The sequence below is a fragment of the Vibrio sp. R15-SG3-ISO1A genome, from assembly GCF_059833955.1.
Genome location: NZ_JCBDGH010000030.1, coordinates 248,599 through 262,813 on the forward strand (window position 1 = coordinate 248,599; position 14,215 = coordinate 262,813).

Here is a 14,215-nt window from a genome sequence, read left to right on the forward strand (position 1 = left end):
TGAACTCACGCTATAGCGGTGAGAATGAAGGTGCCAAACGCCCACTTAAACGCTTGCCGTAATCTCCATCACCACTGCTTGATACGGCGCTAAGGTTAATCCATCAAGGTTAAATTCCGCTTGCGGATAGTTGTTGATCAGCACTTGTTTGGCTTGATACGGATAGCGGCGCTCTAAGGTTTGATCAGTAAAGTTCGCCACAACCAACAGAGCGCGGCCGCTTTGCTCATCTTGCCTCACATAGGCGTACACTTCACTGTCTTGCGGGTCGAGCAATGTGTGACGGCCATACACCACCACATCACCAAACTTTTCACTTTTACGCAGCGCAATCAGGGCTCGGTAGTGATGGTAAATCGAGTTAGGATCAAGCACCGCTTGCGCCACATTGATCTCTGGATAATTGTCATTGACCGGCAACCACGGTGTCCCGGTGGTGAATCCCGCATTGGCCGCATCTTCCCACTGCACAGGCACTCGGGCATGATCGCGTGAAAAGTCGTTGAGAAACGCCAATGCATCTTGCTCGGTCATGCCACGCTCCATCATTTTTTGATAATGGAACTTGGCCATCAAATCGTTAAATTCCTCGATACTGGCAAAGTGCTTGTTGGTCATACCAATTTCTTCGCCTTGATAGATGTAGGGCGTGCCGCTCATCATGTGCAGCACTGTACCGAGCATTTTCGCACTGATGACTCGATATTGCGGCGAATCACAACCGTAGCGAGAGACAGTACGCGGCTGATCATGGTTACTCCAGTAGACGCTGTTCCAGCCTTTTTGGTACAAATCGTCTTGCCAACGTGTCATGATCTCCTTGTACTGCACCAGATCGAACGGCTTTTTCACTGCGTTATGCTCTTCGCGATCAATACTGACGTGCTCAAATTGGAAAATCATGCTGATTTCTTTGCGATCAGGGTGCGAATAGTAGCGGCCATCTAAGGTCGTCGTGAATGGCGTTTCGCCTACCGTCAACACATCGTAATGCTGAAGTACCTTCTCATGCATTTCACGCAAGTACTGGTGCACCAACAGGTTATTGGACCAATGTTCCCAGCCTGCGACACCGGCATCAAAAATGGTCGCATCGGGAAAATCAGATGGCTTACCAATCATGTTGATCACATCCATGCGAAACCCGCCAAGCCCCTTTTTAAGCCAAAAATGCATCATCTCATACACGGCTTCACGCACTTCTGGATTGGCCCAGTTGAGATCCGGCTGGCGATTACTAAACAGGTGCAAGTAATACTGGCCAGTATTCTCATCCAGTGTCCACGCTTTGGGCTTAAAGAAAGACTCCCAGTTGTTGGGCTCACTGCCATCGGGTTTGGGATCTTTCCAGATGTACCAATCGCGCTTAGGGTTATCCTTGCTGCTTTTCGATTCAATGAACCAAGGATGTTCATCAGAGGTGTGGTTCACCACCAGATCCATCACAATCTTGATGCCGCGTTTGTCCGCTTCTGCCAACAACCTGTCCATGTCCGCCATGGTGCCAAATTCTGGTGCGATCTGCTGATAGTCTGAAATGTCGTATCCGTTGTCATCCATCGGTGACTTGTAGACAGGACTGAGCCAAATCACATTGGCTCCGAGCTCTTGAATGTAATCCAGTTTGTCGATGATGCCCGGAATATCGCCAATACCGTCCCCATTAGAATCATTAAAGCTTCTTGGGTAGATTTGGTACACCACGGCATCGTGCCACCAGCGTTTTTCCAGTTGTCCCGTCGTCATGGGAGACTCCTTAGCAAGTTAACTGCTGGTGCCAACCACCAGCTCTGTGTCCAGTTGGACGGTTTCGTAAGGGATGTGTCCAAGCGCCATTTGCGCGGCCACTTGGCCCTTTTTCATAATCGGTTGAGCAATCGTTGTCAGGCCCGCTTGCGCCGCTTTCGGAATGCCATCAAAGCCGACAACGCGCAGTGTATCGGGCATAGAAAGACCAAGTTCATTGGCCACATCCAGCGCGGCGAGCGCGATTTTGTCACTCATACAGAGCAGCACATCGACTTTTTTCGGGTTGGCCAACGCACCGCGCAACATGGTTTTCAGGCTGGCTTCGTCAAGGTCGTGAATCTGCCAGACGTTCTCGTAGGCCAAATCAATCCCGCTTTCTGCCAAGGCTTTTTTGTAACCTTCAAATCGGCAACGCGAAACGGACTCTTCACTGGTATACAGTGAGCTCAGGTTCGCCAGCGACATAGACGTCGACGGCTCTAGACGCAAGCCAAGAATCAACACATTGTCATTCGGGCTACGGATGGCGTGTTTGGCGATGTCATAGCAAGCAGTAAAGTTATCTACGTTCACGGAAGGAATATCAGGAAGGTAAAAATCCACCGACACCACCGGCTTGTGTTGGCGCAAAATCAAATTGATCACGCTCGGGTCCATCGGCTTACCATAGACGATAAAGCTATCTGGAATGGTTTCCACCTGCGTATTTTGGTAGTTCTCGTGATTGGAGGGCAGCAGCAGCATATTGACGTGTGCTGCGTCCAAGGTTTTTGATATTCCCGCGAGAAATTCGGTCGCCACCGGATCGGTAAAGTTGTACGCCAGGCTGTCTGCCAGCAATACACCAATCACCCCTGTTTTCCCCGTTCTTAAACTGCGCGCCGTAATGCTTGGCCCCGTGTAACCAAGCGTTTCACACTCCGCCAAAATTTTCTCACGCAGAGACTGGGAGAGTTGGTTGGGACGATTGAAAGCGTTCGACACCGTCGCGGTCGAGACCCCAAGATGGGCCGCCACGGTTTTCAACGTCGGTTTTCGCCTTTCACTGCTCATCGCACTACCACTCCTTCACTGACTCCCTGAGTGAACCACACCAACGGCGTCGATAGATCAGGGTTATATTTCACAATTCTAAATCGATTAAGAAGAAATAAGGAACTCACTTAATCACTAAAAATTGATTAGTTTGACAGCGGTCATAGAGTGAGCAGCAAACCAGAGAAAAACTTGATCAAAAGCACAAGATTGAGCAGAAAAACAGGCGAATTTGAAATAACGTCTTATGTTGTTTATTGATAGCTTAATCGATTAAGAAATTACTGGTCTTTATAGAAGTTATAGAATCTTGATGGGTTAAGTCTAGGGAATAACATCAATTATAACAATGAAACAAAGTATCTGAACCCACCCTAACCCATTGAAGGTAAAGGGTATCGAATACATGGAGTCTTACTGATGAAAACCTCTCTACTTGCTGGTGCAATCGCGGTCGCGATTTCTGCTACCTCCGCGTTTGCCGCCGAACTGAAGTACGCACCGGGTGAAGACGCTCGCTTTAATTGGCAGAGCTACGAAGCACTCAAAAATATGGATTTAAAAGGTGAAACCGTCACCGTATTCGGCCCTTGGTTGACCGAAGATAAGGAGCTGGTGGAAAGCGTTATCGCCTACTTCGAAGCGGCAACAGGCGCCGTGGTGAAATACTCTGGCTCAGACTCGTTTGAGCAGCAAATCGCCATCGATGTACAAGCAGGTAGTGCGCCAAACATTGCGATCTTCCCGCAGCCAGGTCTTGCGGCTGATTTGGCCTCAAAAGGCTTCCTAACGCCACTTGAGCCTTCCATGGCCGACTGGATTAATAATAACTATGCGGCAGGCTCATCCTGGGTCGACCTGGGCACATTTACCGGCAAAGATGGTAAAGAAGCGCTCTACGGCTTCTTCTATAAAGTCGATTTGAAATCACTGGTTTGGTATGTGCCTGAAAACTTTGAAGATGCAGGCTACGAAGTACCAGAAACCATGGAAGAGCTTAAAGCGCTTACCGATCAAATCGTCAAAGATGGTGAAACACCTTGGTGTGTCGGTCTAGGTTCTGGCGGCGCAACCGGCTGGCCAGCCACTGACTGGGTAGAAGACATGATGCTGCGCACCCAATCTCCCGCAGATTACGACAAATGGGTCAGCAACGAGCTGAAATTCAACGACGCGAAAGTGGTCGGCGCAATTGAAGAATTCGGTTGGTTTGTTCGCAACGACGCCTACGTGGATGGCGGTGCGCGTGCGGTCGCTGCGACTGACTTTAGGGATTCGCCAAAAGGTCTCTTTACCTCTCCGGCCAAATGTTACATGCACCGTCAAGCGTCATTCATTCCAAGCTTCTTCCCTGAAGGAACGGAACTGGGCGCGGATGCGGACTTCTTCTACTTCCCTGCTTATGAGTCGAAAGACTTAGGTAAACCGGTACTCGGTGCCGGCACCATGTGGAGCATCACCAAAGATTCCAAAGCGGCTCGCGCGTTCATGGAGTTCCTCCAATCGCCGATTGCGCATGAAATTTGGATGGCTCAGTCTGGTTTCTTAACACCGCATAAAGGCGCTAACGTGGATGCGTACGGCAACGACACCTTGAAAAAACAAGGTGAGATCTTACTTCAAGCCACAACCTTCCGCTTTGACGGCTCTGACTTGATGCCAGGTAAAATCGGCGCAGGCGCATTCTGGACAGGCATGGTCGACTACAGCGGCGGTAAATCGGCGCAAGATGTCGCCAACGACATCCAAAAAACCTGGGATGCGCTCAAATAGTTCATCTCATCCCATGCGGGCTACCCAAGGTAGCCCGCTGATGAGACTGCCGTATTGATGTTCAACCCTCGACAGTCAGCTAAGCGTTTTCTGTCGGCAAGGGTTCCAAGTTGAGGTCGTGATGGAGCAACTCTATTCCTCTTTATTTATCATGGCGCTAGGCGTTGCCAGTTGTGTGGTCTACTTTGTCGGCACCAACTGGTTACTTAGCGTGATCTTCCCGACTCGTCGGGTTTCCAATCAGACCATGGCGCAAAACCTGCGTCGCGCCGCAGCGATTCGCCCTTGGCTCTTTCTTGGCCCAGCGTTGGCGTTTTTGGGCCTCTACCTTATTTATCCCGTTTTTGAATCTGTGGTGTTATCACTGCACGATCGAAACGGCTTTGAATTTGTAGGCTTGAGTAACTACACCTGGCTGTTCAACGACCCTGAGTTTCGTGAATCCCTGTTCAACAATCTGTTGTGGCTATTGGTCGTACCGGCTGCCTCGACCTTCTTTGGCTTGGTGATCGCGGCGCTGACCGATAAAGTCAGCTGGGGCAATATTGCCAAAAGCTTGATTTTTATGCCGATGGCCATCTCCTTTATTGGTGCGTCGATCATCTGGAAGTTCGTTTATGACTATCGTGCGCCAGGCTCAGAACAAATCGGTATTTTAAACGCCATCGTCGAGCTATTCGGCGGTACGGCGCAAGCATGGATTACCCTTCCTTTCTGGAATAATTTCTTTTTGATGGTGATCTTAATTTGGATTCAAACCGGCTTTGCGATGGTGATTCTCTCAGCCGCACTGCGCGGTATTCCCGAAGAGACGGTGGAAGCGGCGGTCCTTGATGGGGCCAATGGCGTGCAAATCTTCTTCAAAATACTCATTCCACAAATTTGGGGCACCATTGCTGTGGTCTGGACCACCATCACCATCTTAGTGCTGAAAGTGTTCGATATCGTCCTTGCCATGACCAACGGTCAATGGAGTACACAGGTGCTGGCGAACATGATGTTCGACTGGATGTTTAGAGGCGGCGGTGACTTTGGCCGCGGCGCGGCGATTGCCGTGGTGATCATGGTCGCGGTTGTTCCTGTTATGGTGTGGAACATGCGCCAAGCCAGCGCTCAAATGGAGGATCGTTAATGTCTCAGCCTCAAACTACAGCACCCAATGTGAGCCAAGCCAAGTTTAGCCTGAGTAAACTTAGGCGCTCACCGCTGACCTTTCTTGTCCACTTTTCGGTGCTCGTCATCGTGATTCTTTGGACACTGCCGACCGCAGGCTTGTTCATCTCCTCATTCAGAGATAAAGATCAGCTTGCCCTGAGTGGTTGGTGGACATCCCTTACCGCATCCGAACAAAACCTCGTCGATCGCACCGGCGATCCCGACTCACAAATTCAACGAGGCGATCATTATGTGCTTGCCGGGCAACTGCTGCTTGATGGTGAGCCTGTTGATATTAAAGCATTTGGTTTCTCCTCAAGAGAGCCGACCGCTTACCAACCCGGCGACGTGGCCGAGATGAACGACGGGACATTGACCGTCACTGAAGATGGTCACTATGAAATGGTCTCAAACGAGCCGTTCAAAGGCTCACGTGGCAAACGTATTTTCTATACCGCCGTCGTGCCGCCCAAGTTTGGCTTAGATAACTACCGCGAGGTACTGACCGCAGAGGGGATTGGACGCTCATTCATTAACTCACTCACCGTGACGATTCCCGCTACCATCATCCCGATTTTGATCGCTGCGTACGCTGCGTATGCGCTCTCTTGGATGAAGATGCCCGGTCGCAACCTGCTGATTGCTATGGTCGTTGGCTTGCTTGTGGTGCCATTGCAGATGTCACTGATCCCCTTGCTGCGTCTCTACAACGACATTGGCGCCTTCTTTGGCGTGGGCGCGAAAACCTATCTCGGTATCTGGCTTGCCCACACCGGCTTTGGTCTGCCACTGGCGATTTATCTGCTGCGCAACTACATCTCTAGCCTACCAAGGGAGATCATTGAGTCCGCCAAGGTCGACGGTGCGACAGACTTTGAGATCTTTATGCGCATCGTACTGCCACTCTCCTTCCCTGCCCTTGCCTCTTTTGGCATTTTCCAATTCCTTTGGGTATGGAATGACTTACTGGTCGCGACGGTGTTCTTAGGCACAGGAGAAGAGCACATGGTGCTCACCGCCCGCTTACGCGAACTACTCGGCTCTCGTGGCGGTAACTGGGAGATCCTCACGGCCTCAGCCTTTGTCTCAATTGCTGTACCACTGACCGTATTTTTTGCCTTGCAGCGCTACTTAGTGCGCGGATTGCTTTCTGGCTCTGTGAAATAACCAGCCAAGGATTGAAGAGAATTGATAATGACAGGATTAACACTGACCAACGTAAAAAAAGCCTACGGTGACACCCAAGTCATTCACGGTGTCGATTTGGAGATTGATCAAGGCGAATTTATCGTCTTTGTCGGGCCATCAGGCTGTGGTAAATCCACCTTGCTGCGCATGATTGCGGGGTTGGAAGAGATCACCTCTGGCGATTTGTTTATTGAAGGGGCGAAAGTCAACGATTTGCCTGCGGCGATGCGCGGTATTGCGATGGTGTTTCAAACCTACGCCCTCTACCCGCATATGACGGTTTACGACAACATGGCGTTTGCGATGCGCATCGCGAAAGAGTCAAAAGAAGCGATCCATGAACGAGTAATGGAAGCCGCGCGCATGCTGCAACTAGAACCTTACCTCGACCGTTTACCGAAAGCGCTGTCCGGTGGGCAAAGACAGCGAGTGGCGATTGGCCGCGCGATTGTACGCCAACCAAAAGTCTTCCTTTTTGATGAGCCACTCTCTAACCTCGACGCGGCGCTGCGGGTACAAACGCGTATTGAGATCGCCAACTTAAAAGAGGAGCTCAAGCAAACCACGATGATCTACGTGACGCACGATCAGGTCGAAGCCATGACACTCGCCGATCGCATTGTGGTGCTTTCAGCAGGCAAGATTGAACAGGTCGGCACCCCATTGGAACTCTACACCAATCCAGCGAACGTGTTTGTTGCGCGCTTTATTGGCTCACCTGCGATGAACATTAGCCCCGTCACTCTTGAAGCAGCAGGCAGCGAGTCTCAAATCAAAGCCGAAAGCGGCCTCACCATTACTGTCCCGATCGCAGCGCAGAGCGCATTAGTTGGCGACACCTTGCAAATGGGCATTCGCCCAGAAGATTTTCGTGTCGCCGCCGAGGGGCAAGAACTGATGACGGGCACGGTGCTGTTTGTCGAATCGCTCGGTGAAGTCACGCTGCTGCACATCCAGGTGCCCAATCATGAAGAGTCCATCGTGGCCAAGCTGCCGGGTATTCTCGACTATCACAAAGGCGAGCACATTAAACTGACGGCCGAGCCCGATAAGATTCACTTGTTCAACCAACAAGGTATCTCACTGAAACATCTGTAGTGTGTCTATCGCTCACCCTGTTTGAACAAGAGAGTTTGGACAAGAGAGTGTAAAAAAAGAGAATCCGATGAAAAACCAAGTTCAGTTAATCACTTACACAGACCGCCTAACGGGTGGCGGTCTTCATGCGCTGCGCAACACACTCAGCAACACGTTGAGCGACCTCTTTGGCGGCGTGCATATTTTGCCGTTCTATTACCCAATTGATGGTAGCGACGCGGGATTTGATCCCATTGATCATGCTCAAATCGACCCAAGGCTTGGCGATTGGCCCGATCTCAACGCACTTGGCAAAGACGTTGAAATCATGGCCGACCTTATCGTCAACCATGCCTCTGGCCAATCACCCGAGTTTTTGGATGTGCTGGAGAAAGGCGAAGCCTCTGAGTATTGGTCGATGTTTCTTAAAGAGCGCGATCTGTTTCCAGATGGCATCAGTGAAGAGCAAGCTAAGCGGATCTATCGCCCTCGTCCGGGCAGTTGTTTTAGCGCAAAAACCCTCGCCAGCGGTGAATCCGTCAACTTTTGGACCACTTTCACTGACAACCAAATCGACATCAATGTGGAAACGCAAGCGGGTCAAGCCTACCTTGAGCGCGTACTGACCCTATTTGCTGATAACGGTGTAAAAATCATTCGCCTTGACGCCGCAGGCTATGCGATTAAACGCGCGGGCACCTCCTGCTTTATGATTGAGGATACCTTTGCGTTTATCGATGCCTTATCCAAGCGCGCCAACGCACTTGGCATGGAGACCGTGGCGGAAATTCATAGCCACTATAAAACCCAAATTGACGTGGCGAGCAAAGTCAATCGTGTCTACGACTTTGCTCTGCCGCCACTGGTCCTACACACCCTCTACAGCAATAATGTCGAGGCGTTGGTCAAGTGGCTGACGATCGCGCCACGAAACTGTTTAACCGTGCTCGATACGCACGATGGCATCGGTATCATCGACGCTGGCCCTGAAGGTGACAAACCGGGGTTACTCAACGCCGAACAAATCGATCGGCTCGTCGAGACGATTCATCAAAAGAGCCAAGGAGAGAGTCAGCAGGCAACAGGTAGCGCGGCGAATAATCTCGATCTCTACCAAGTCAATTGCAGCTACTATGACGCACTAGGGCGATGCGATTTTGATTATTTGGTGGCGAGAGCCATTCAGTTCTTCAGCCCCGGCGTTCCTCAAGTCTACTACGGCGGTTTGTTGGCGATGCACAACGACATGGCCCTGCTCCATCGTACTCAAGTGGGTCGAGACATCAATCGCCCTTACCTCACACCAGCGCAGCTAGCCGCTGAACGAGGTAAGCCTGTCGTCAACGCCTTGTGTGAACTGATTCGATTGCGTAATCGCAGCGCCGCGTTTGATGGTAGTTTTAGCGTGGCTGGCGAGGGTTCAAGCCTTACGATGGAATGGGTTCATTTAGACACTCGCGCAACGCTGCAACTTGATTTGGCAACTCGCAGAGCGCAGGTTCACCTTGAGGATGCAGGCAATATACGCACGTTCGATTTGCAAACGTGGCTAGACGAGCGTTAAGCATCCTGTGGCCTTCACACCGCACTCTATAAACTCATTGAACTGGCTATAACCTCAATGAACTGGCTTCTCAGCATGAGAAGCCTTTTTCTGCCTAGCATTTACATTGTAAACCGTGAACTTTCGCTCAAGCTTGATGAGCAGTTTATCATTCATATTGCTCAATATTACGAGTCACACTAGACTTAATTTATTAAGTCAGTTGTTCATTTGTTTAAAACACTGCGCAGACAGTGACGTGTATCTTCTTCAAATAAGGGGAGAGTTATGACACCACGCCACTGGGTTCACATTGCTGTTACCGCCTTGTCCATCGCGTTGCTGTTGAGTTTACCTCGCGTATTCGCGAGCGAATCACCTGAGATTACGCGCGAGCAAACCCTTATTCTTGGCACGCTTAGCTCCAACCCGAAGAAAGCTTTTAAACGTGCGCAGCCCTTTGCCGATTACTTAGCGGCGAATCTCCATCAACATGGTATTGTACAAGCCAAAGTTGTGGTGGCCAAAACTAACCTTCAGCTGGCCAATTGGGTCAAAAGTGGCCAAGTAGATATCGTGTCAGAGACGGTGTATGCCTCGGACGATCTTATCAAGTACAGCCATGCTGAGATGATTGCGCGGCGCTGGAAAAACGGCGTAGCCAACTACGCCTCACTTTTCTTCGTTCATCAAGACTCTGACATCCATACCTTGGATGATTTGGTGGGCAAAGTAATCGTCTTTGAGGATCGTAACTCCACCAGCGCGTTTCTACTTCCTGTCTCTGCGCTCATAGAACAAGGCTATCCGCTGCATGAAGTGACTTCACCCCGCGATCTGCCACCTGCAGATAAAATTGGCTACTTCTTTTCCGATGAGTTCTCATCTGCGGGGGGTGAGTCCAATATGATGAGTTGGGTACATCGTAAAGTCGTATCCGCTGCGGCGTTCAGTGATATCGACTGGGAGAAAGAAATTCCGGCACCAATCAAAGAACAGCTGCGCGTTATCTACACGAGCCCCTCTGTGCCGCGTGCGTTTATGCTCGTTCGACCTGACATGGATCCTGTTCTCAAACACGCGATAAGCCAAGTCCTATTCTTGGCAGACCAAGACCCGAACGCCGCGCTGCCACTCAAAAAATACAAGGAGACAGCAAAGTTTGATCCTATTACCGACGATATAGAACAGAGCATCGTCTGGTCTCTGCAACAGAAAGCCCTCGTTAACCAATATCTAGGCCGCTAAATAAGCAGCATCAAGGGGCAATAGGATGAAACTCAAAAGTAAACTGGTCGTTGGTAATATGCTCGCCGTGATACTCACGCTAGGGAGCTTTGCACTCTCTCAATGGCTTATCAACAGCCATTACAATGCCAAGGTACTAGAAGAAAACGGACAGCACATGGCGCAGCGTTTTATCGGCTATGCGAAAAGCCAAGCCGAACAAACGATGAGCTATCTCACTGAAGCGCTGCTTAACCCTATGTACTTTTACGATTTGGATGGGATTGAGCGGATTTTGGAACCGACGCTGCAAAACGTCTCTACGCTCGAAGTCAAGGTGTATGATTTCAATGGTACCGTCATTCACAGAGGCAGCCGTGAAGGGGATGCCTATGGCATGCCCCTGAATGATACCAATGTCGAACAAACGACACTCGGCAAACAGATGGAGTATCTGCACCATGAAGGGAATAGACTTATTATCGCCCGCCCACTGATTCTCAATCAGGAGCTGCTTGGCGGTGTGATGATGGTGTACTCATTGATCGCGATACAGCGTGACATCGCTGAAAACCAAGCGATCATTCAACAAATTAACCAAGCCAGCACAGAGCATAGCACCTTTTTAATTGTGGTGGTCACAGCGGTGATGTGTCTCGTCAGTTTTGTGATTTCAATTGTCATGGCCAACACCTTAATCAAACCCATCACAAAACTGGTGCGTCACTCTCAGCGTATCAGTCGGGGTCACTATCAAAATCTGAATAACATTGAGCGTGGTGATGAGCTTGGTGAGCTAGCCAAAGCCTTTAATGAAATGGACAATAACCTCAAAGAACGCAGTGATGCCATTCAATTTTTAGCTTACAACGACCCACTGACAAAACTACCCAATCGCACCCAGTTTTTGGGCTTTTTAGAGGGATTATTGGAGCAGCACCGCGTGAAGCCCCTGACGTTCGCGATTCTTTTCCTCGACTTGGATGAATTCAAACGCATCAATGACAACTTAGGTCATCAAGCCGGCGATGAGTTATTATGCAGCGTCGCAAGTAAAATCAGCGAGAACTTACGTCACAGTGATTTTGTCGCGAATCTACTCAGTCGTCACGCCAAAGAAAATAGCCTAATTGCCCGCGTCGGCGGGGACGAGTTTTTACTCTGTATTCCTCACATTGATCAACACGCAGCCGGTGACATCGCGCAGCGCCTGGTACACCTGTTTGAAGAACCGATATTACTCCAAGGGGTCAACGAATCCGTGGTCGTTGGCGCAAGTGTTGGTATTGCCCTCTTCCCTGCCAACGGCCAAAGTGCCGAGGAGCTGGTCAAAAACGCCGACATCGCGATGTACGCCGCCAAAACGCAAGGCAAAGGGCGTTACTGCCATTTCACCGCAGAGATGGAATATCAAGTACTCAATCGCGGCGTGATTGAACGAGAGTTGCGGGCGGCAATCATCGACTTTTCTCAGTTTGAAATCCACTACCAGCCGAAAGTGAATATGCAAACAGGTCGAGTCATCGGCGTTGAAGCGCTGATTCGCTGGAATCACCCAGCCAGAGGGTTAATCGCGCCAAGCGAGTTTATCCCCGTCGCAGAATCCACTGGGCTGATTCTACCCCTCGGACAGTGGATTATGGAAGAAGTGTGTCTGGCACTGAACAAGTGGCATCAGTTACCCCACACGGATGATTTTCATGTTGCAATCAACCTCTCTGCCAAACAGATTTATAACCAAGACATTGCCGCACGTCTAGCGGAACTGGTCGACAAACATCAGCTTCACGCCTCGCATCTGCACGTCGAGGTAACGGAAACCGCCTTGATGCTGGATATGGATAAAGCCAAAACAACGCTGGATAAAATCCGTCAATTGGGTATTGAAGTATGGTTGGATGACTTTGGGACAGGTTACGCGTCGCTCGCCTATCTGAGAGAGTTCAACGTCGATGGTTTGAAAATCGACCGTAGCTTTGTGTCTGATATTGAAGAGGATGAGAATGATCGCGCATTGTGCTCGGCCGTGATTTCAATGGCTCAGCAGATGAATATCAAAGTGGTGGCTGAAGGCATCGAAACCGCGCAGCAAGCACGCTACTTACTGAGCGAGCAATGTGAACTCGGCCAAGGGTATCTTTATTCGAAACCTGTTTACGCCGAGGCCATCAGCCGCATTCTCTACCAACAAGCGGAAGAAATGAGCGCCGGCAAGAGCGCCACGCTCTCCGTGGTTCCCCCGACGCTTCGAGATCATGGCTAACTAGCGCTGCTCAATCTCGCGAATCACGCGGCACGGGTTACCTGCGGCAACCACATTCGCCGGAACATCTTTCGTCACAACACTGCCCGCCCCGATAACCGTGTTATGACCAATGGTCACTCCTGGGCAAACAATCACACCACCGCCTAGCCAGACGTTATCACCAATGGTAATTGTGGTACCAAACTCAACGCCCTCTTCGACACGCCCTTTGACATCCAACGGGTGGCCTGCAGTGTAAAGCTGAACATTGGGAGCGAGCAACACGTTATCGCCAATGTACACCGGCGCCACATCCAAAATCACGCAGTTAAAGTTAGCGTAGAAGTTCTTACCCACATGAATATTACTGCCGTAATCACAACGAAACGGCGGCTCTAAATAGGCCTCTCCCGCATCAGGCAGCAAGCTGTCGATCGCCTCGCGCCATTCTGGGCTGTTGGGAATCGTGTTGTTGAGCTTGAGTAAGTGCTCTCTACAACGGATGCGCTCTTGGTAGAGTGTCTCGTCCCACGCATTGTACGGCTCACCAGCGAGCATTTTTTGTTTTTCGGTTTTGTTCATGATGACTCCTAGCCAAAAGTCGGTGATTTGCTGTCACTTTACGCGGGTTACTGTTTCGCTGCATAACACAACCAACGAGGTGTGATATATATCGCTCTGATTCAACAAAGAAACTCTGTTAACCTAACAGCAAGATTCACCCACATGGATGAGAGACCCAATGGCTAAGCATATCGCTACGGTGGAATGGCAAAGAGCACCCGATGAACCATTTAGTGACAATCAGTATCATCGCAGTCATCAATGGCATTTTGATGGCGGCGCTGTGATTGACGCGTCCTCCTCACCTCACGTTGTCCCTTTACCTTATTCGACAGAAGCCAACGTCGATCCTGAAGAGGCCTTTATTGCCGCTATTTCCAGTTGTCATATGCTGACGTTTCTTGGCATTGCGGCCAAACAGCGTTTCGTCGTCGACCATTACCACGATGACGCGGTGGGAAAACTGGAGGAAAACAGCCAAGGCTATAGCTCAGTGACGCAAGTAATTCTCTCTCCTCGTGTGATCTTCTCCGGTGAGAAACGGCCCACACGTCAACAGCTGGAAAAATTGCACCACTTAGCGCACCAACATTGCTTTATCGCCAACTCCGTCACCACCGAGATTATCACTCACATCGACACGGCCGAATAGGTCGTCT

At 50.3% G+C, this 14,215-nt stretch carries 11 protein-coding genes; 8 read left to right on the forward strand and 3 right to left on the reverse strand.

What is annotated here, in order from left to right; genetic code table 11:
- Positions 1 to 45: 45 nt before the first annotated feature.
- Positions 46 to 1,746 carry a glycoside hydrolase family 13 protein gene (locus AC6R0L_RS04390; RefSeq protein WP_500628362.1) on the reverse strand — a complete coding sequence of 567 codons (1,701 nt, stop codon included), beginning with the start codon at positions 1,744 to 1,746 and terminating at the stop codon, positions 46 to 48.
- Positions 1,747 to 1,764: 18 nt separating this feature from the next.
- Entirely contained in the window at positions 1,765 to 2,802 is a 1,038-nt protein-coding gene (locus AC6R0L_RS04395) for a LacI family DNA-binding transcriptional regulator (RefSeq protein WP_500628363.1), read from the reverse strand.
- A 402-nt stretch (positions 2,803 to 3,204) separates the two neighbouring features.
- On the opposite strand from AC6R0L_RS04395, the gene AC6R0L_RS04400 reads away from it, so the two are divergent.
- The 7 genes from AC6R0L_RS04400 (at position 3,205) to AC6R0L_RS04430 (ending at position 13,010) form a co-directional block, all read left to right on the forward strand.
- Entirely contained in the window at positions 3,205 to 4,557 is a 1,353-nt protein-coding gene (locus tag AC6R0L_RS04400) for an ABC transporter substrate-binding protein (protein ID WP_500628364.1), read from the forward strand.
- A 121-nt stretch (positions 4,558 to 4,678) separates the two neighbouring features.
- A complete protein-coding gene (locus tag AC6R0L_RS04405) occupies positions 4,679 to 5,689 on the forward strand; it encodes a carbohydrate ABC transporter permease (protein WP_500628365.1) in 1,011 nt (336 codons plus the stop codon).
- Positions 5,689 to 6,879: a carbohydrate ABC transporter permease gene (locus AC6R0L_RS04410; protein ID WP_500628366.1), complete on the forward strand. Its 1,191-nt coding sequence runs from the start codon at positions 5,689 to 5,691 to the stop codon at positions 6,877 to 6,879. Before AC6R0L_RS04405 ends, AC6R0L_RS04410 begins: the two co-directional genes overlap by 1 nt.
- 27 nt (positions 6,880 to 6,906) lie before the next feature.
- Positions 6,907 to 7,998: an ABC transporter ATP-binding protein gene (locus tag AC6R0L_RS04415; protein ID WP_500628367.1), complete on the forward strand. Its 1,092-nt coding sequence runs from the start codon at positions 6,907 to 6,909 to the stop codon at positions 7,996 to 7,998.
- 67 nt (positions 7,999 to 8,065) lie between these two features.
- A complete protein-coding gene (gtfA, locus tag AC6R0L_RS04420) occupies positions 8,066 to 9,541 on the forward strand; it encodes a sucrose phosphorylase (protein ID WP_500628368.1) in 1,476 nt (491 codons plus the stop codon).
- 267 nt (positions 9,542 to 9,808) lie between these two features.
- Positions 9,809 to 10,768: a phosphate/phosphite/phosphonate ABC transporter substrate-binding protein gene (locus tag AC6R0L_RS04425; protein WP_500628369.1), complete on the forward strand. Its 960-nt coding sequence runs from the start codon at positions 9,809 to 9,811 to the stop codon at positions 10,766 to 10,768.
- Positions 10,769 to 10,793: 25 nt separating this feature from the next.
- Positions 10,794 to 13,010, forward strand: a complete 2,217-nt coding sequence (locus tag AC6R0L_RS04430; protein ID WP_500628370.1) for a putative bifunctional diguanylate cyclase/phosphodiesterase — start codon at positions 10,794 to 10,796, stop codon at positions 13,008 to 13,010.
- On the opposite strand, the gene AC6R0L_RS04435 is transcribed toward AC6R0L_RS04430, so the two are convergent.
- Positions 13,011 to 13,574: a sugar O-acetyltransferase gene (locus tag AC6R0L_RS04435; protein WP_500628371.1), complete on the reverse strand. Its 564-nt coding sequence runs from the start codon at positions 13,572 to 13,574 to the stop codon at positions 13,011 to 13,013.
- A gap of 160 nt (positions 13,575 to 13,734) precedes the next feature.
- Here AC6R0L_RS04435 and AC6R0L_RS04440 point away from each other — a divergent pair, with 160 nt between their 5' ends.
- Entirely contained in the window at positions 13,735 to 14,208 is a 474-nt protein-coding gene (locus AC6R0L_RS04440) for an OsmC family protein (protein WP_500628372.1), read from the forward strand.
- Positions 14,209 to 14,215: the final 7 nt, after the last annotated feature.

Excerpts from the sequence above, each read along its gene's own strand:
- AC6R0L_RS04435 (WP_500628371.1), bottom strand. The coding sequence starts at position 13,574 with ATGAACAAAACCGAAAAACAAAAAATGCTCGCTGGTGAGCCGTACAAT.
- AC6R0L_RS04400 (WP_500628364.1), top strand. The coding sequence starts at position 3,205 with ATGAAAACCTCTCTACTTGCTGGTGCAATCGCGGTCGCGATTTCTGCT.
- AC6R0L_RS04410 (WP_500628366.1), top strand. The coding sequence starts at position 5,689 with ATGTCTCAGCCTCAAACTACAGCACCCAATGTGAGCCAAGCCAAGTTT.
- AC6R0L_RS04415 (WP_500628367.1), top strand. The coding sequence starts at position 6,907 with ATGACAGGATTAACACTGACCAACGTAAAAAAAGCCTACGGTGACACC.
- AC6R0L_RS04405 (WP_500628365.1), top strand. The coding sequence starts at position 4,679 with ATGGAGCAACTCTATTCCTCTTTATTTATCATGGCGCTAGGCGTTGCC.
- AC6R0L_RS04395 (WP_500628363.1), bottom strand. The coding sequence starts at position 2,802 with ATGAGCAGTGAAAGGCGAAAACCGACGTTGAAAACCGTGGCGGCCCAT.
- gtfA (WP_500628368.1), top strand. The coding sequence starts at position 8,066 with ATGAAAAACCAAGTTCAGTTAATCACTTACACAGACCGCCTAACGGGT.
- AC6R0L_RS04440 (WP_500628372.1), top strand. The coding sequence starts at position 13,735 with ATGGCTAAGCATATCGCTACGGTGGAATGGCAAAGAGCACCCGATGAA.
- AC6R0L_RS04425 (WP_500628369.1), top strand. The coding sequence starts at position 9,809 with ATGACACCACGCCACTGGGTTCACATTGCTGTTACCGCCTTGTCCATC.
- AC6R0L_RS04430 (WP_500628370.1), top strand. The coding sequence starts at position 10,794 with ATGAAACTCAAAAGTAAACTGGTCGTTGGTAATATGCTCGCCGTGATA.
- AC6R0L_RS04390 (WP_500628362.1), bottom strand. The coding sequence starts at position 1,746 with ATGACGACGGGACAACTGGAAAAACGCTGGTGGCACGATGCCGTGGTG.